Annotated in this window: 14 protein-coding genes; 7 read left to right on the top strand and 7 right to left on the bottom strand. The window is 64.0% G+C overall.

Annotation, left to right across the window (positions count from 1 at the left end; translation table 11 throughout):
- Positions 1-71 precede the first annotated feature (71 nt).
- The gene (locus FJ430_RS07340) at positions 72-482 is read right to left on the bottom strand and encodes a hypothetical protein (protein WP_140704778.1); all 411 of its coding nucleotides are present in this window, start codon (positions 480-482) and stop codon (positions 72-74) included.
- A 67-nt stretch (positions 483-549) separates the two neighbouring features.
- Between FJ430_RS07340 and FJ430_RS07335 the strand changes: the two genes are divergently transcribed.
- Both FJ430_RS07335 and FJ430_RS07330 read left to right on the top strand, forming a co-directional pair.
- Positions 550-933 carry a hypothetical protein gene (locus tag FJ430_RS07335; protein ID WP_140704776.1) on the top strand — a complete coding sequence of 128 codons (384 nt, stop codon included), beginning with the start codon at positions 550-552 and terminating at the stop codon, positions 931-933.
- A gap of 28 nt (positions 934-961) precedes the next feature.
- Complete coding sequence (locus tag FJ430_RS07330) at positions 962-2,164, top strand: aromatic ring-hydroxylating oxygenase subunit alpha (protein ID WP_140704774.1); 1,203 nt, start codon at positions 962-964, stop codon at positions 2,162-2,164.
- A 43-nt stretch (positions 2,165-2,207) separates the two neighbouring features.
- Here the strand turns inward: FJ430_RS07330 and FJ430_RS07325 are convergent, their stop codons facing one another.
- A complete protein-coding gene (locus FJ430_RS07325) occupies positions 2,208-3,626 on the bottom strand; it encodes an aminotransferase (RefSeq protein ID WP_140704772.1) in 1,419 nt (472 codons plus the stop codon).
- A 292-nt stretch (positions 3,627-3,918) separates the two neighbouring features.
- On the opposite strand from FJ430_RS07325, the gene FJ430_RS07320 reads away from it, so the two are divergent.
- The 3 genes from FJ430_RS07320 to FJ430_RS07310 are packed head-to-tail and all read left to right on the top strand — an operon-like array spanning position 3,919 to position 6,765.
- Positions 3,919-4,836, top strand: coding sequence for an ABC transporter permease (locus FJ430_RS07320; protein WP_140684701.1), 918 nt, complete (start codon positions 3,919-3,921; stop codon positions 4,834-4,836).
- The gene (locus FJ430_RS07315; protein WP_140657954.1) at positions 4,833-5,654 is read left to right on the top strand and encodes an ABC transporter permease; all 822 of its coding nucleotides are present in this window, start codon (positions 4,833-4,835) and stop codon (positions 5,652-5,654) included. Before FJ430_RS07320 ends, FJ430_RS07315 begins: the two co-directional genes overlap by 4 nt.
- A gap of 37 nt (positions 5,655-5,691) precedes the next feature.
- Positions 5,692-6,765: an ABC transporter ATP-binding protein gene (locus tag FJ430_RS07310; RefSeq protein WP_140704964.1), complete on the top strand. Its 1,074-nt coding sequence runs from the start codon at positions 5,692-5,694 to the stop codon at positions 6,763-6,765.
- On the opposite strand, the gene FJ430_RS07305 is transcribed toward FJ430_RS07310, so the two are convergent.
- The 5 genes from FJ430_RS07305 to FJ430_RS07285 form a co-directional block, all read right to left on the bottom strand.
- Entirely contained in the window at positions 6,729-8,027 is a 1,299-nt protein-coding gene (locus FJ430_RS07305) for a flavin monoamine oxidase family protein (RefSeq protein ID WP_140704771.1), read from the bottom strand. The two genes, FJ430_RS07310 and FJ430_RS07305, sit on opposite strands and share 37 nt — an antisense overlap.
- Positions 8,024-9,100 (bottom strand): extracellular solute-binding protein, encoded by a 1,077-nt coding sequence (locus tag FJ430_RS07300; RefSeq protein ID WP_140704769.1) that lies wholly within the window; start codon positions 9,098-9,100, stop codon positions 8,024-8,026. The genes FJ430_RS07305 and FJ430_RS07300 overlap by 4 nt, the downstream gene beginning before the upstream one ends.
- A 116-nt stretch (positions 9,101-9,216) precedes the next feature.
- Positions 9,217-10,299, bottom strand: coding sequence for an ABC transporter substrate-binding protein (locus FJ430_RS07295; RefSeq protein ID WP_140704767.1), 1,083 nt, complete (start codon positions 10,297-10,299; stop codon positions 9,217-9,219).
- A gap of 48 nt (positions 10,300-10,347) precedes the next feature.
- Entirely contained in the window at positions 10,348-11,034 is a 687-nt protein-coding gene (gene betI / locus FJ430_RS07290; protein WP_140657962.1) for a transcriptional regulator BetI, read from the bottom strand.
- A 6-nt stretch (positions 11,035-11,040) separates the two neighbouring features.
- Positions 11,041-11,835, bottom strand: a complete 795-nt coding sequence (locus tag FJ430_RS07285; protein WP_140704765.1) for a class I SAM-dependent methyltransferase — start codon at positions 11,833-11,835, stop codon at positions 11,041-11,043.
- 255 nt (positions 11,836-12,090) lie between these two features.
- Here FJ430_RS07285 and FJ430_RS07280 point away from each other — a divergent pair, with 255 nt between their 5' ends.
- Both FJ430_RS07280 and FJ430_RS07275 read left to right on the top strand, forming a co-directional pair.
- Positions 12,091-13,710 (top strand): phytoene desaturase family protein, encoded by a 1,620-nt coding sequence (locus FJ430_RS07280; RefSeq protein WP_140704763.1) that lies wholly within the window; start codon positions 12,091-12,093, stop codon positions 13,708-13,710.
- A complete protein-coding gene (locus tag FJ430_RS07275) occupies positions 13,697-15,271 on the top strand; it encodes a phytoene desaturase family protein (protein ID WP_140704761.1) in 1,575 nt (524 codons plus the stop codon). The genes FJ430_RS07280 and FJ430_RS07275 overlap by 14 nt, the downstream gene beginning before the upstream one ends.
- The last annotated feature ends 200 nt before the right edge of the window (positions 15,272-15,471 follow it).

Here is a 15,471-nt window from a genome sequence, read left to right as displayed (position 1 = left end):
AAAAGAGGCTCCCTACCGACGGTGCGGCGGGAGCCTGACTGGAGCGCAGGAGGGTGCGCTCAGGGGAGGTCTTAAAAAACGTTCGGCGTGTTGGTGAGCGGCGCGGCGTTGGCGATCATGCGCACCGCGCGTTCCCTGTGCTGGCCGGACTGCTCGGCGATGGCGCGCAGGCAGTCGACGCTCTCGGCGCCCCAATTCTGGCCCTTGCAGGCAAAGTCGATCGAAGGTTCCGGCAGGCGGGCGGTCTTGAGCGTGGTCTGGGCGCCCTCGATGACATTGACCGGCGGATTGATCGAGGCGAAAGCCGGACCTGAGGCAGGTGCCGCCAGCATGGCGACAAGGGCGCAGGCGCCGATCAGCATGAACATCGCCATCGGATGGTCGCTGGCGCGCTGGCGCAGGGCAAGCTTCGGCCGGCGGTCATTGCGTTCCGGCACATCAAGGCGGCGATTGGCGTCCGTGGCGCGAGCTTTCGCAAACATCGTTGTTCCCTTCGTTATCTTTTCTTTTTGCTATGAAACGAACATAATCGCACCGGGTAACAGCCGAATGATCGGCGATGGCTGCCTGTGTAACAGGATTGAAACAGGCGCCGGACGCGCCGGCATTCCCAATCCGCGGCAACCGCTCGACGGCCATCGAAGCTGGTCGGCGCAGATATGCGCCTGTCGCGCGGGGCCGACTGTAAGCAGCCTCACACAGCAATACCTGAATCGAGCGCGCCGCCGCTGTCTGCCGCGCGCCCGTGACCCGTCGAAACAGGCCTTCTCCGAGACGGGCATCCGACTTCTGAATCGCCGTTCCGCTTCCTCGATTAACACCCGGATTTTCCGGTATTTTTCCGGCTTAGGCGAGGCCAGACTTGCCGCCATGGAATTTCCACATTTACGCAAGCCATTGCATTTCAATGAAAAATATGTTTATATTGAATGAGTATTCAACAAAAAGAAGAGCATGCCCCATGAACCCGCACCTCCGTGACGTGGCGATCCCCAACGATTGGGACCGGCGGGGTTTGCCGGGGTGGAGTTACCATTCCAACGCCCTTCTCGAGCTCGAGAAGGAATATGTCTTCCGCAATCACTGGCAGATCGCCGGCCATGTCTGCGACGTGCCCAACGCTGGTGACTATCTGACCATGGACGTCATCGGCGAGCGCGCGCTGATCGTGCGCGGCAAGGACGGCGTCGTGCGCGCCTTCAACAATATGTGCCGCCACCGCGGCAGCCGCGTCGTCGCCGACAGCCAAGGCACCTGCAAGAACGCCCTGGTGTGCCCGTTCCACGGCTGGGTCTACAATCTCGACGGCACGCTGCGGGGCGCCGCCCGTCCGCGCTCCTTCCCCGAGCTCGACAAGACCGAGTTCGGCCTGATGCCGCTCGACCTCGAAATCTGGATGGGCTTCATCTTCATCCGCTTCCGCAAAGGCGGTCCGCAGCCTTCGGTGGCCGAACTGCTGAAGCCGATCGAAGCCGAGATGGCACATTACAATATCGCCGACATGGTGCCGTCCTGGGGCATATGGACCCAGAAATCGCCGGTCAACTGGAAGTCGGTGCGCGACGTCGACAATGAAGGCTATCATGTCGCCATGGCGCATCCGGCGCTGCAAGACCTCTATGGCGCGACCTATCTCGACGAACCCTTCATCAACGGCGTGTCGCGGTCCTTCGCCACCTACAATCCGCATGCCGGACGGCGCTGGAGCGTTCGCGAGTACATCAAGCTCGCGCCCGAGGCCGCGCATCTGCCGGAGCATCTGCGCAAGGCCTGGATCTATTACGGCATCTTCCCCAACAACGCGCTGTCGATCATGCCGGAATCCGTCCAGTTCTATCAGGAGTTCCCGTTGTCGACCGGCGAGACGCTGCTGCGCGGCGCCATCTACCGCTACAAGGACGAGACGCGCGAGCAGGCCGCGGCGCGTTACCTCGCCTACCGCATCGACCGCGACACGATGAGCGAGGACGTCCAGCTTTCGGTGTGGTCGAACGAATCCATGCTGTCGGAAGCCTTCGAGGGCTTCTATCTCTCCGACCTCGAATATGGCGTGCGCACCCACCACGACCATCTGCGCAAGCAGGTCCCGGTTCTCGGCCTGGAAACCGCGCCCGAGGAAAAGGACATGTGGGGGCTGAACGACGCGCTGCGGTCGAGGGGGTGAGGCCCTTCCTTCTCCCCGTTCCACAGGGAGAAGGAAGAGAGGGTCACCCCCGCCACACGCCCTCTTTCCGCAAATCATCCATGGTCCGCGAAATGCCTTCGCGCAGGATGCCGACCATGTCGTCGACCTGCTCGCGGCTGATGATCAGCGGCGGCGACATCACGCACATGTTGATCAGCGGCCGCACCAGGAGGCCAAGCTCGTGGCAGTGGGCGTCGATACGCTTTCCCACATCCTTGTCGAGCTGCAGCGGATCCTTGCTCTCGCGGTCCGCGACGCATTCGACGCAACCCATCAGGCCGAGGCCGCGCACCTCGCCGACCAGCGGCAGCTCTTCCAGCGTCTTCAGCCGCGCCTGGAAATAGGGCGCGATCTCGCGCGTATGGGCGAGCACGCCCTCTTCCAGCAGGTCGAGATTCTTCAGCGCCACCGCGCAACCGATCGGATGACTGGTGTAGGTGAGCCCGTGGCCGAACAGCGCATCCGGATGGTTGGAACGACGCAGCTCTTCCAGCAGCCGCTCGGAGATGATGACGCCGCCGAGCGGGAAATAGCCCGATGTGACGCCCTTGGCGAAGGTGATCATGTCCGGGTCGATGCCGAACACGTCGCCGGAGGCAAAGACATGGCCGAGTCGCCCGAAGCCGGTCACCACCTCGTCCGAGACATAGAGGATATCGTTCTCGCGGCAGATCTCGCGGATGCGTTTCAGATACCCATCCGGCGGCACGATGACGCCTCCGGAAGCCTGCACCGGTTCGCCGACAAAGGCACCGATCCGGTCGGCGCCGACACGCGCGACGGTGTCGCGGAACTGGTCGACCAGGAAATCGGTGAAGGCGGCAATGCTCATGCCTTTCGGGCGCCGGAACGGATCGGGCGAGGACAGCTTGACCACCAGTTCGTCGGCGCCGTCCATCCAGTCGCGGTCGCGCGGGCGGCCGTTGAGCGAGGCCGACAGATAGGTCGAGCCGTGATAGGCGCCGCCGCGGCTGAGGATGAGCTTCTTCTCCGGCCGTCCGCGCACATTGTTGTAGAACTGCATGAAGCGCAGCGCCGTCTCCACCGCCGAAGAGCCGCCGGTGGTGAAGAGGGTGTGGCTGAGGTCGCCAGGCGCCGCATCGGCGATGCGCCAGGCAAGCTCGGCCGAGGGCGCGTTCATCGTGTACCAGGGCGTGTTGTAGGAGAGCGCCATCGCTTGGTCGTACATGACCTTGGCCAGTTCCTCGCGGCGATGGCCGACATTGATGCACCACATGCCGGCCGGGCCGTCGATCAGGCGCTTGCCGGAGCCGTCGGTGATGTAGATGCCGTCGCCCTCGGCGATCAGCGCGCGAGCTTCGTTGCCGACCGAGCCGGCATAAGGCCAGGGCTGCACGAGATGGCGCTTGGCGAGCTCGACCGCGTCCTCATCGCCGGGCTCGATGAGTTCGCTTGCCTTGATCTTGCTTTGAGCCGCCATTTTCGCCTCGCATTGCCAGGGTTGTTGAATTTTCCTCGGATATCAAACGGCGTGGAAAACCATGGAAATTCGGCTTTTCCTCACTTCATTTTGAATATCCGTTCAATCAATATCGCAGAAATAGCGCTTGATTTCAATCGGCGGATGCGCTCATGATGAAAGAAAGCCGGCAAGCCAGGGAGCGATCGCGCTCCGAGCATAAATCGGGAACAGGCAACCGGCGCCACGAATGGGAAGGCCGCATGGCGGGACAGTCCGAGCCAGCTACTGAAATTACGCCCGGAGCGCTGCAATGACAGCGGCTGCGGAAGGGTCGCCCCCGCTGCGCATGGCGGGATCGAGACGAAGTCCCCTTCTGCAATCGGAAGCCGTCCAGGGCTTTGCCCTGATCAGTCCGACCTTCGTTTATGCCCTTATTCTTCTGGTCCTGCCGATCCTGGTCGTCATCGCGCATTCCTTCTGGACGCAGAACTATCTCACCATCGACCACACATTCACGCTGGAGAATTACCGGATCGCGCTGACCGAGCCGATCTACCGCGACCTGCTCTGGCGCTCGCTCTACATCTCGCTGACCGTCAGCCTGCTGACCGTGGCCCTTGCCTACCCGATCGCCTATTTCATTTCCTTCCATGGCGGCCGCCACAAGAGCCTGTGGCTGTTCCTCATAACCATCCCGTTCTGGACCAGCTACCTGCTGCGCGTGATGTCGTGGAAAGTGATCCTCGGCTATAACGGCGTGCTCAACTCCGGCCTGATGGGCCTCGGCATCATCCAAGAGCCATCGGACGCGCTGCTCTACAATTCCACCGCCGTCATCATCACGCTGACCCATGCCTGGGCGACCTTCGCCATCCTGCCGATCTTCGTTTCGCTGGAGAAGGTCGACCGGACCCTGGTCGAAGCGGCGACCGACCTCGGCGACGGGCCGCTGCGCTCCTTCCTGCGCGTCACCTTGCCGCTGTCGGCGCCCGGCGTCATCTCGGCGGCGCTGATCGTCATGATCCCGACCGTTGGCGACTACGTCACGCCGAAGCTGGTCGGCGGCAAGGACGGCGTGATGATCGCCAATGCAATCCAGGCGCAGTTCGGCAAGGCGTCGAACTGGCCGCTGGGTGCCGCGCTCTCCGTCACCACCATGATCATCGTCTCGCTGATGGCCGGCGCCACCGTGCTGGTCTTCCGCGCCCTGCAGAGGCTGGCACGATGACGGCGATAAGACGTTTCCTACCCGGCTGGCTCTCGAGTTACGCCGTTCTCTATCTGCTTTTCCTTTATCTGCCGGTGATCTTCCTGCCGATCTTCTCGATCAATACGGCAGCGACGCCGAAATTCCCGCTCTCGGGCGTCACGCTGCACTGGTACGAGGACCTGCCGCGCACGCCGGCACTGATCGACGCCACCTGGAACAGCCTGATCGTCGGCGCATCCGCCGCGATCCTGTCGACGGTGCTGGGCATCCTCGCCGCCCGCTCGATCACCCGCTACCGTTACCCGGGCCGCCGCGCCATCAATGGGCTGATCATGGCGCCGCTGGTGCTGCCGGAGGTAATCGTCGCCATCTCCATGCTGCTGGTCATGCTGCAACTCGGCTTGAGCCTGTCGCTGTTCACCGTCGTGCTCGGCCATGTGCTGGTCTGCATTCCCTATTCGATGACCGTGCTGACCTCCGGCTTCGAAGGTTTCGACCGCAGCCTGGAGGAGGCTTCGGCCGATCTCGGCGAGAGCGCCTTCGGGACCTTCCGGCGCGTGACGCTGCCGATGGTCGCGCCAGCGATCATCTCCAGCCTGCTCGTCTGCTTCACCATCTCGCTCGACGAGTTCATCATCGCCTTTTTCCTCACCGGCACCGAGGCGACGCTGCCGATCTACATCTGGGGCCAGCTGCGTTTCGCGGCCAAGCTTCCCGGCGTGCTGGCGCTCGGCACCTTGCTGCTCTTTGCGTCCTTCCTGCTGATGACGATTGCCGAAATCCTGCGCCGCCGTGCGGCGAGGCGCACCCAGAATGAGGGAGGCCTCTATGCTTGAGCGCGTCCAGTCCGAGCGCACGCAATCGGATCGCACCATGATCGAGATCCGCGACGTCACGCGCAGCTACGGCGCCTTCAAGGCGCTGGACAATGCCTCGCTGACGATCAGGGAGGGCGAATTCTTCTCGCTGCTCGGGCCTTCCGGCTGCGGCAAGACCACGCTCTTGCGCATGATCGCCGGTTTCGACACGCCGACCAGCGGCTCCATCGCCGTCGACGGCCAGCCGATGGACGGCATCCCCGCCAACCGCCGGCCGACCAACATGGTCTTCCAGAGCTACGCGATCTTCCCGCATCTCAATGTCGAGCAGAATGTCGCCTATGGGCTGAGACGGCTGAGGCTCGACGCCGGCGAGGAGAAGCGCCGCGTCGAGGAAGCATTGGCGCAGGTGTCGCTGACCGGCCTCGGCAAGCGCCGCGCCACCGAGCTTTCCGGCGGCCAGCGCCAGCGCGTCGCACTCGCCCGCGCGCTGGTCATGCGGCCGAAAGTGCTGCTGCTCGACGAACCGCTTTCGGCGCTGGACAAGAAGCTGCGCGAGCAGATGCAGGTCGAATTGCGCCGCCTGCAGCAGGCGGTCGGCATCACCTTCGTGCTGGTCACGCACGACCAGTACGAGGCCCTGGCGATGTCGGATCGCATCGCCGTGATGTTCGGCGGCAAGATCGCGCAGGTCGCCTCGCCGAAGGAGATCTATCAGCGCCCGGTCAATCGCCAAGTGGCCGACTTCCTCGGCGGCATGAACTTCGTCAAGGCCGAGATCGTCGAGGAAAACGGGACTTCAATGGTGCTCGACACGTTGGGCTTCGGCCGCGTCAAGATCGACAAGCCGAGGGCTTTCGTGCGCAATGGCGGCGCGGCCACGCTTGGCATCCGGCCGGAGCGGCTGCGTGTTTTGTGGGACACCGCGACGGCAAAGTTCGAGGTCGCGGGCAAGGTGGTGGAGCGCCACTATTTCGGCGAGATCACGCATCTGATCGTCGAGATACCGGGGCTGGAGAAGCCGCTCTCGGTAACCGAGACCAACGATTTCGGCGCCGACGACATTCCGGTCGGCGCGCCGATCCGCCTCGCCTACGACCCCGAGGCGCTGGTGGCGATGGCCGACTGAATCTTGCCGGCCGCGATGCGGCCGGCGACGATCGCCCCTTCGACATAGCCCGGGAAAGACGGCGACACTTCCGAAGCGGCGAAATAGACGGGCGGCGCGCCCGCGAGAATTGCTCGTTCGGCATGCCGCGCGGTCACGTCGACGATGAGGTCGCTATAGGCGCCGCCGCTCCACCGGTCATGCGTCCAGTCGCGCGCGCTGAAATCGACGACGTCGGCGGCTCGCGGGCCGAGCGCCTCGACAAGCCTTGCAACGACTTCCGCCTGCAATGCCGCCGCGCCGAGCGGGTGCCAGCGCAGCGCCAGTGGCCCGCCGACGAAGACGATAAGCGCGGCATGGTCGGCATCCGTGCTGGCGTCGCAGGCGAACAGCCCCGGCTGGTCGCGCCACATGACCATGCCGCACAGGTCCCGCTCACGCCAGAATGGGCTGGCATAGCGCACCAGGATCTTGATCACCGCGCCGCTTTCCCAGACGCCGAGCGCGCTTGCGAGCGCAGCCGGCAGGGCAGGTGTGAAGTCGAGCTTCGCGGCCGTCGCAGGCGGCAGGGCGACCAGCGCCGTGCGCGCCTCTATAGCGCCTCCGGTCGAGACGACGCGAACGCCTTGCCGCGCACGCTCGATCCGCGTCGCGGCTTCGCCCAGCCGCAGCCGATCACCAAGATCCGCCGCCAAATCGTCGGCCAGCGACTGCATCGTCTCGCGCAGGAAATACTGCAGCTCGAATACTTCGTTGGTGATGCGGCGATCATTGTCGATCAGGTACCACAGCGGCACCTTGTCCAGCGCCAGGCACCACAGGCCTTCGATCATCGAACGGAAGGCTGCCTTGGCGTCGGTCGTGTCTTTCTGGCGCTCGAGCCATGTCGCGACCGTCAGCCCTGCGATCGACGGATCGTCCGGCTCGATCCTGTTCATGCGCTCGCGGATCGCCATCGCGACCTGGTAGGTCCGCTCGGCCTCCTCGACCGACATCCACGGATGGGTGATGAACTCGCCTTCGATATAGGTCTCGACGAAAGTCTTGCCGCGCGCCTTGGCCAGCGCCATCAGCTCAGGCATGTCCTGGCACAGGAACTGGCCGCCGCTGTCGATCAGTTCGCCGAGCCCATTGCGGACAGCCTCCACCCTGCCACCGACGCGGTCGCGCGCCTCCAGCACAAGGAAATCGACGCCGGCGCGCTGAAAGTCGAGCGCGGCGGACAGGCCGGTGAAGCCGGCGCCGACGATGACGACGTCGGTTCTTTCGATGATGCTGCTCAATAGCCGGCCTTGATCTTCTCGAACTCGGCGACCATGCGCTGCTTCAAATCCGGCGCAACCGGCTGCTGGAGCAGCGTCTTGTCGAGGAATTTGTCGAGATTGTCGAAGCCGCGGTCGGTGAGCAGCTTATGGTCCATCGCCGCCATGCCCGCGCTGTTGCCGTGACCGTAGCCGAAGGTTTTCACCATATACTCCGAAACGTCCGGCGCGTTGACGGCGCTCAGGAAATCATAGGCCTGGTCGGGCTTGCCCGGCGCATCCTTGAGCAGCACATAGCCGCACACCCAGGTCGAGATGCCTTCCTTGGTGTCGCGGTTCATGGCGATCGGCAGATCCTGGCCTTTCAGCGTCACATAGGTCTCGTTCCAGCCCCAGACCAGGTCGACTTCATTGCCCGTGAAGGCCTGGTTGAGGTCGGTGTCGTCGGTCCAGTAGAAGCGGATGTTCTTGTGCACGTCGCGCAGGAAGGCGGAGGCCTGTTTGAACTGCTCATCCGTCATCTTGGTCCAGTCCTTCAGGCCGATGACCAGGCTCGCCAGCGCATAGGCGTCGTCGACATTGTCGCCGATGGTGACGCGGCCCTTGAATTTCGGATCGGCGAAGATCTTCAGCGACTGCGCCTCGTCGGCGGTCACCTTGTCGGTGCGATAGAGCAATGAGGTATTGCCCCAGTCGAAAGGCATGAACCAGGCCTTGCCGTCAGCGGTGGTGGCCAGATCCTTCATCGCCATGATGCCTGGATTGAGGTCCTTCCAGCCGGTGATCTTCGAGGTGTCGAGCGGTTTCAGCAACCCGACCTCGCGCCATTTCACCACGCTTTGCGAGCAGGGATGCGCGATATCGGCCTTGAAGCCGGCGCGCATCTTCTCGAAGGCCTCGTCCTCGTCGCCGAAGAAGGAGAAGGTCGGCTCGGCGCCGTGTTTGGCGGCGTAGGCCGGGTGCAGCAGCGGGTCCTCGTAGCCGGACCAGTCGAAGACGACGAGGTCGCCGCCGCCTTCGGCAAGCGCAAAGGCAGTACCCGCGCCGACGGTGACGACGGCAGCCAAGGCAAAGCGGCGAAGCATGGTTTTCATGGCGCGAGAAACTCCCCCATCGCGGACATATCGGGAGAGGTTAGGAGAATTCCCGGGCTTTGGCGAGCCCGCTCACCTTGCTCTGCTTTGTAGTGAGCGGGCCGCTGAAGTTCGGCTCAATAGCCGGCTTTGATCTTCTCGAACTCGGCGATCATCTTGAGCTTGAGCGCGGACGGCACCGGCGACTGGAACAGCGTCTTGTCGACGAATTTTCCCACGTCGTCATAGCCCTTTTCCTTCAGGATCGCCGGGTCGACGCCGGCCATGCCCTTGGCATTGGCTTGGCCGTAGCCCCAATCCTTGACCAGCACCTTGGCGACTTCCGGATCGTTGACGGCGTTGAGGTAGTCATAGGCCTTGTCGATGTTGCCGGGCGCGTCCTTGAACAGCACATAGCCGCACACCCAGGTCGAGATGCCTTCGTCGGTGTCCTTCTTGGACTTGATCGGCACGCCGGCGGCCTGCGACTGCACCGCCGCGTCGTTCCAGGCCCAGGCGAGATCGACTTCGCCGCCGGAGAGCAGCTGCACGATGTCGGTTGTGTCGGTCCAGTAGGAGCGCACATTCTTGTGCACCTGGCGCAGGAAGTCGGACGCCTGCTTGAACTGGTCGTCCGTCATCTTGGTCCAGTCCTTGAGCCCGATGGCGAGGCTGGCCAGCGCGTAGGCGTCGTCGACATTGTCGCCGATCGAAACCTTGCCCTTGTATTTCGGATCGGCGAAGGCCTTCAGCGACTGCACGTCCTTTTCGGCGATCTTGTCGGAATTGTAGGTGAGTTGGGTATTGCCCCAGTCCCATGGCATGAACCAGGCCTTGCCGTCGGACGTCGTGGCAAGGTCCTTCATCGCCATGATCCCGGGGTTGAGATCCTTCCAGCCTGCGATCTTGGACGTGTCGAGCGGCTGCAGCAGGCCCGCCTCGCGCCACTTCACCACGCTCTGCGAGCAGGGATGCCCGAGATCGGACTTGAAGCCGGAGCGGATCTTTTCGAACGCCTCGTCCTCGTCGCCGAAGAAGGCGAAGGTCGGCGAGTCGCCGTTCTTCTCGACATATTTGCCATGGAAGCTCGGATCCTCGTAGCCGGACCAGTCGAACACGATCAGGTCCTTGTCGGCGGCGACGGCGAACGCTGCCGCGGAGGCCGCGAGCGCGCCGCCAAGCGCCAATGTCAATGTCAGGCGTCGGCTGAGTTTCTTCATGCTGTTCCATCCTCTTTTGGTCTTGCCGGTCTTGGCGGCCGGCTGTTGCTAACCGTAATGTTTCGGGAAAGCGGCGGCCAAAAATGCATTCGCCGACTGCAAGGCCGTCTCGCGCGTCGTGTCCTCCGTCCCCATCATCAGCCGCAGCCACAGGCCTTCGAGCATGGCGCTGAGCGCCAGGGCGATGACCTGAGGGTCATAGGCATAGCCGCCGCTCTGTTTGAGCGTCGTGCAGAGATCGATGAAGACCTGCTGGTAGTAATTGTCACGCGAGCTGCTCAGCGCCTGGTAGGTCGGCCGCGATTTGGCCTCGCCCCAGAAGGCGAGCCAGGCGGCGAGCTTGCGCTTGTTGCAGATCGAGCGATCGAAATCGGCCCATACCAGCTGCTGCAGTTGCCTGGCCGGATCGTCGCCCGCCTTCTGCAAGGCCGTGCGCCAATGCGCCGAATACTCGTCATACATGTGCTGCAGCGTGGCGATCAGCAGCTTTTCCTTGCTCTCGAAATGGAAGTTGACGATGCCGCGCGACAGGCCCGCGCCGTCGGCCACGTCGGCCATCGTCGTTTCGGCATAGCCGCGCTTGGCCAGCGAATCGATCGTCGCCTCGATCAGCTGCAGCTGCCTGACCTCTTTCGAGGCCTTGCGGCCGCGCTTTTCGGCATCGCCCTTGCGCGTCGTTTCGGGGAGAGCGTCGCTCGCCTCTGCAGTCTTCATGGGTGTGACGATCTCCAGCATTGCCGGCTATCCGACCGGCTTCCAACCGCGCAGATGAGTGGGGCGGTGCTCGCCACTGTCAAGCACCTTCTGCATCGCCTCCCAGGTCTTGATGTTCTTGTCGACATAGGCCGCGCCAACCGCCGCGGCGGCCTGCGCGTAGAGGGGTCCCTTGAGGCGCGCCAGTTCTTCCCGCGCGACCTCGCGGTACCATGGATTGCGGTCGCGGACGGCGATGTCGGTAAAGCCGGCGCGCCGCATCGCTTCGGCATAGCGTGCCGGCGAGGCCATGGCGAAGGAGAGCCCCTCGGCCGCGACATAAGCCTTCATCTGAGGCGACGGCTCGCCGTCATGCCCGATCATCCAGTTCGACGCGGCAAACACCCCGCCGAGCTTCAGCACGCGAAAAATTTCGGCGAATAGCGCGTCCTTGTCCGGCACATGCAGCAGCGCGTCCTTGGAGAAGACGACGTCGAAGGAAGCGTCCGCGAAAGGCAGCGGCCCCGGCGGCGCTTGGACGAAGCCGACACGGTCTTCGAGACCTTGCCGGGCCGCCCCTCGCCTTGCCGTCTCGATCACCGGCTTTTCGACGTCGAAGCCGGTGGCCCGAGCCGCGCCGTGCGTTGCCGCCAGATGCAGCGTGATGCCGCCGGCGCCGCAACCGACATCGAGGATCGTCTTGCCCTGGAGCGACAAGCCTTCGACCACGCGGTCGACCTCTTCGGGACCGCCGGGCGACAGGTAGCCCTCGCCCCACAGCGCTTCGAGGAAGCGAATGGCGGTGTCGTCATATTCCGGCTCGGCGTCAGCCGTTTCGATCATCGGATCTTCAACCCCAAATGCCGATGTGGATCAGTCCAGAACGCAGGCAAAGCCTAGCGCATCAACGGGAAAACGCAACACCATTTGTTGAACATTCATTCAATATGACTGGACAAAAAACTGTGATCCGTGCCAAATTCGGGCAATCGGGGAACAAAACGCACCGAGCGATTCCAGGAAAAGTGTGAAGCGGTTTTCCGTCCGGAATTGCGCAAAAACAAGAAGATAGGGAAACCGGATGGAGGCTCGGCGCGCATGAAGGCATGGGACGCGATCGTCATCGGCGGCGGCCACAACGGGCTGGTCAACGCCTGCTATCTGCAGCGCGCCGGCCTGGATGTGCTGGTGGTCGAGAAGAAAGACTGGGTCGGTGGCGCGGCCACCAGCCGCGAGCTGACGCCGGGCTTCCTCTATTCGAACTGCTCCTATGTCTGCTCGCTGTTCAGGCCCGAGATCATGCGCGATCTCGAGCTGCCGCGCTTCGGCCTGCAGGTAATCTCCTATGAAGGCGGCGCGGTGTTCACGCGCGACGGCGACTATCTCGCCAATTACCGCGACCACGACGCGCATCGCCGCGAGTTCGCCCGTTTCTCGAAGCGCGATGCCGAGGCCTATGACCGCTATTCGCGCGACGTCACAAGGCAGTGCCGCTTCATCCAGCCGCTCTTGATGCGCACCGCGCCCGACCCGACCAGCTTCAGGCCGCGCGATCTCGGCGAACTGCTCTATCTGGGGAAGAAATTCGCCGGTCTCTCGGCCGAGGAAATGGCGCTGACCCTGCGCTTCTGGACGATGTCGATCTCGGACTTCCTCGACGAGTATTTCGAGACCGACGTCATCAAGGCGAACTTCGCGCTTTCCGGCATCATCGGCACGGCGCTCGGCCCGATGTCGCCCGGCACGGCCTATGTGTTGCTCCACCACTATATGGGCGAGGTCGACGGCTCGGTCGGCGCCTGGGGCTATGCGCGCGGCGGCATGGGCGCCGTCACCAAGGCGCTGGCCGCCTCCTTCAAGGCCAGCGGCGGCACCATCCGCACCGGCGCCGAGGTCGACCACGTGTTGATCAGGAACGGCAAGGCGAAGGGCGTGGTGCTCGCCGGCGGCGAGGAGATTTTTGGTAAGCTCGTCATCTCCAATGCCGACGTCAAGCGCACCTTCCTGAAGCTGGTCGAGGAAAAGGAACTGCCCGACATCTTCCTGCGCCGCGTCAAGAATTTCAAAATCCGCGGCTCCTCCGGCAAGGTCAACATCGCGCTGGATTCGCTGCCCGAATTCCCGGCTCTGCCGAAGGACTCGCCGGTCTATCGCGCCGACATGCATTTCACCGATTCCATCGAGCGCATGGAACGCGCCTATGACGACTGGAAGGCCGGGCGCTGGTCGGCCGATCCCTTCCTCGACATGATGATCCCAACCACGCTCGACCCGACCATGGCGCCGCCCGGCAAGCACTTCATGAGTTGCTTCGTGCAATACGCGCCACCCAAGATAGACGGCCGCGACTGGACCGACGCCGACCGCGACGGTTTCGCCGAGAGCGTGATTGCGCAGATCGCCGAATATTCGCCCGGCTTCCGCGACCGCATCGTCCACATGGAAGTGCGCACGCCGCGCGAGATCGAGGCCGAGGTCGGCCTCACCGAAGGCAACATTTTTCAGGGCGAACTCACCTTCGACCAGTTGCTGTTCAATCGCCCGGTGCCGGGCTACGCGCAATACCGCTCGCCGGTCGGCGGGCTCTATATGTGCGGCTCCTCCACTCATCCCGGCGGCGGCGTCATGGGAGCGCCCGGACGCAACGCCGCCGCCGAGATCCTGCGCGATCTCGCCAAGCCAACCCTGCATATGAGCCCGGCCCATGACGTCATCTGATTTGAACTGGGACGCCATCGTCATCGGCGGCGGCCATAACGGCCTTGTCGCCGCCGCCACGCTGGCGAAGTCGGGACGCAAGGTGCTGGTCTTCGAAGCCGGCAACGATGTCGGCGGCGCCGCGCGCACCGAGGAATTCGCGCCGGGCTTCCGCGTTTCCGCCGTCGCCCATCTGCTCAATCGCCTGCATCCCGATGTGGTGAAGACGCTGGATCTGGAGCGGCACGGGCTGAAAGTCGAGCGCGGCGATTTCGTGCCATCGGTGGCGCTGTCGAGAGACGGTCCGCTGGTGCTGCATGGCGCCTATGGCGAGGTGTTGACCGGCGCCAGCCCTTCGGAGCAGTCCGCCTGGAAAGACCTGCGCTCGCAATTGCTGCGCTACGCCGGCGTGCTGAAGCCTTTCCTGTCGCGCCAGCCGCCGGACCTTGCCGGCATGTCGCTGGCGGAAATGACCGGGCTCGGCCAGACCGCGTTGGCGCTGAAGCGGCTCGGCAAGGAAGATATGCGCGACTTCCTGCGCGTGCTTTTGATGAATGTCTACGACCTGCTTGACGAGCAGCTTTCGGACGACCGGCTGAAGGGCTTGCTCGCCTTCGACGCGACGCTCGGCTCGCATCTCGGCCCGCGCTCGCCGACCTCGCTGCTCGGCCTCTACTATAGGCTCGCCGGCGAGATCGGTGGCCTCGCCGGTGCGCAGATGCAGCCGAAAGGCGGCATGGGCGCCGTCATCGCCCCCATCCGCGCGGCGGCGGAAAGCGCGGGCGTTTCGATCCGCCCGGCTTCGCCGGTCGCCAAGGTCATCGTCGAGAAGGGCCGCGCCGTCGGTGTCGTCACGCAGAGCGGCGAAACCTTGCGCGCCAAGACCGTCGTTTCCGCCATCAATCCCGCAACGACGATCCTTGATCTCGTCGGCCCGCGCGAGGTCGACACCGGCTTCGTGCGCAAGGTGAAGAACATCCGCATGAAGGGCGACGCGGCAAAGCTGCATCTGGCGCTCGATCGGCCGCCGCAATTCACTGGCGTCGACATCGCCGGCCACAAGGGCCGCCTCGTCATCGCGCCTTCGCCCGACCATGTCGAGCGCGCCTTCAACCCGTCGAAATATGGCGAATTCTCGCCCGAGCCGGTGATGGAGATCACGCTGCCCAGCTTAGCCGATCCATCGCTCGCGCCGTCCGGCGCCTGCGTGCTCTCGGCGGTGGTGCAATACGCGCCCTACGCGCTGAAAGAGGGCTGGACCGCCGGCAAGCCGCAATTCCTCAAGGCGATCATGGCGCAGCTCGAAACCTATGCGCCCGGCATCGGCGCGACGGTGCGCCACGCCGAGCTGTTGACGCCCGCCGACATCGAGGCGCGCTACCGCATGCCCGGCGGCCATTGGCACCATGGCGAGTTGCAAGCCGACCAGATGCTGATGTCGCGGCCCGTCTCCGGCTGGTCGGGCTACGACACGCCGCTCGAAGGGCTGTTCCTTGCCGGCGCCGGTTCGCATCCGGGCGGCGGCATCTCCGGCGCGCCCGGCCTCAACGCCGCGCGCCGCATCATCGCGATGAGGGCCTAGGTATGTTTTTGCAAATCGTCGAAGCCGCGCTCTACGGCGCCCCCCTCTGGCCTGCCGCCCATCTCCCCCACTTGGGGGGAGATCAGCTGTCCGCGCGTCCGGCTCACCTCCTGCAACGTTGGCGATTGGGGAAAGCCGGGGCGACGGCCAATCTCCCCCCTTGTGGGGGAGATGTCCGGCAGGACAGAGGGGGGCGCGAA

The organism is Mesorhizobium sp. B2-8-5, from assembly GCF_006440675.2.
In the GTDB taxonomy this organism is placed as follows: Bacteria; Pseudomonadota; Alphaproteobacteria; order Rhizobiales; family Rhizobiaceae; genus Mesorhizobium.
The sequence above is the reverse complement of the archived record's forward strand: the minus strand, read 5'-3'. Positions and strand labels throughout refer to the sequence as shown.

Coding starts and splice junctions, on each gene's coding strand:
- FJ430_RS07340 (WP_140704778.1), bottom strand. CDS start 482: ATGTTTGCGAAAGCTCGCGCCACGGACGCCAATCGCCGCCTTGATGTG.
- FJ430_RS07335 (WP_140704776.1), top strand. CDS start 550: ATGATCGGCGATGGCTGCCTGTGTAACAGGATTGAAACAGGCGCCGGA.
- FJ430_RS07330 (WP_140704774.1), top strand. CDS start 962: ATGAACCCGCACCTCCGTGACGTGGCGATCCCCAACGATTGGGACCGG.
- FJ430_RS07325 (WP_140704772.1), bottom strand. CDS start 3,626: ATGGCGGCTCAAAGCAAGATCAAGGCAAGCGAACTCATCGAGCCCGGC.
- FJ430_RS07320 (WP_140684701.1), top strand. CDS start 3,919: ATGACAGCGGCTGCGGAAGGGTCGCCCCCGCTGCGCATGGCGGGATCG.
- FJ430_RS07315 (WP_140657954.1), top strand. CDS start 4,833: ATGACGGCGATAAGACGTTTCCTACCCGGCTGGCTCTCGAGTTACGCC.
- FJ430_RS07310 (WP_140704964.1), top strand. CDS start 5,692: ATGATCGAGATCCGCGACGTCACGCGCAGCTACGGCGCCTTCAAGGCG.
- FJ430_RS07300 (WP_140704769.1), bottom strand. CDS start 9,100: ATGAAAACCATGCTTCGCCGCTTTGCCTTGGCTGCCGTCGTCACCGTC.
- FJ430_RS07295 (WP_140704767.1), bottom strand. CDS start 10,299: ATGAAGAAACTCAGCCGACGCCTGACATTGACATTGGCGCTTGGCGGC.
- betI (WP_140657962.1), bottom strand. CDS start 11,034: ATGCTGGAGATCGTCACACCCATGAAGACTGCAGAGGCGAGCGACGCT.
- FJ430_RS07285 (WP_140704765.1), bottom strand. CDS start 11,835: ATGATCGAAACGGCTGACGCCGAGCCGGAATATGACGACACCGCCATT.
- FJ430_RS07280 (WP_140704763.1), top strand. CDS start 12,091: ATGAAGGCATGGGACGCGATCGTCATCGGCGGCGGCCACAACGGGCTG.
- FJ430_RS07275 (WP_140704761.1), top strand. CDS start 13,697: ATGACGTCATCTGATTTGAACTGGGACGCCATCGTCATCGGCGGCGGC.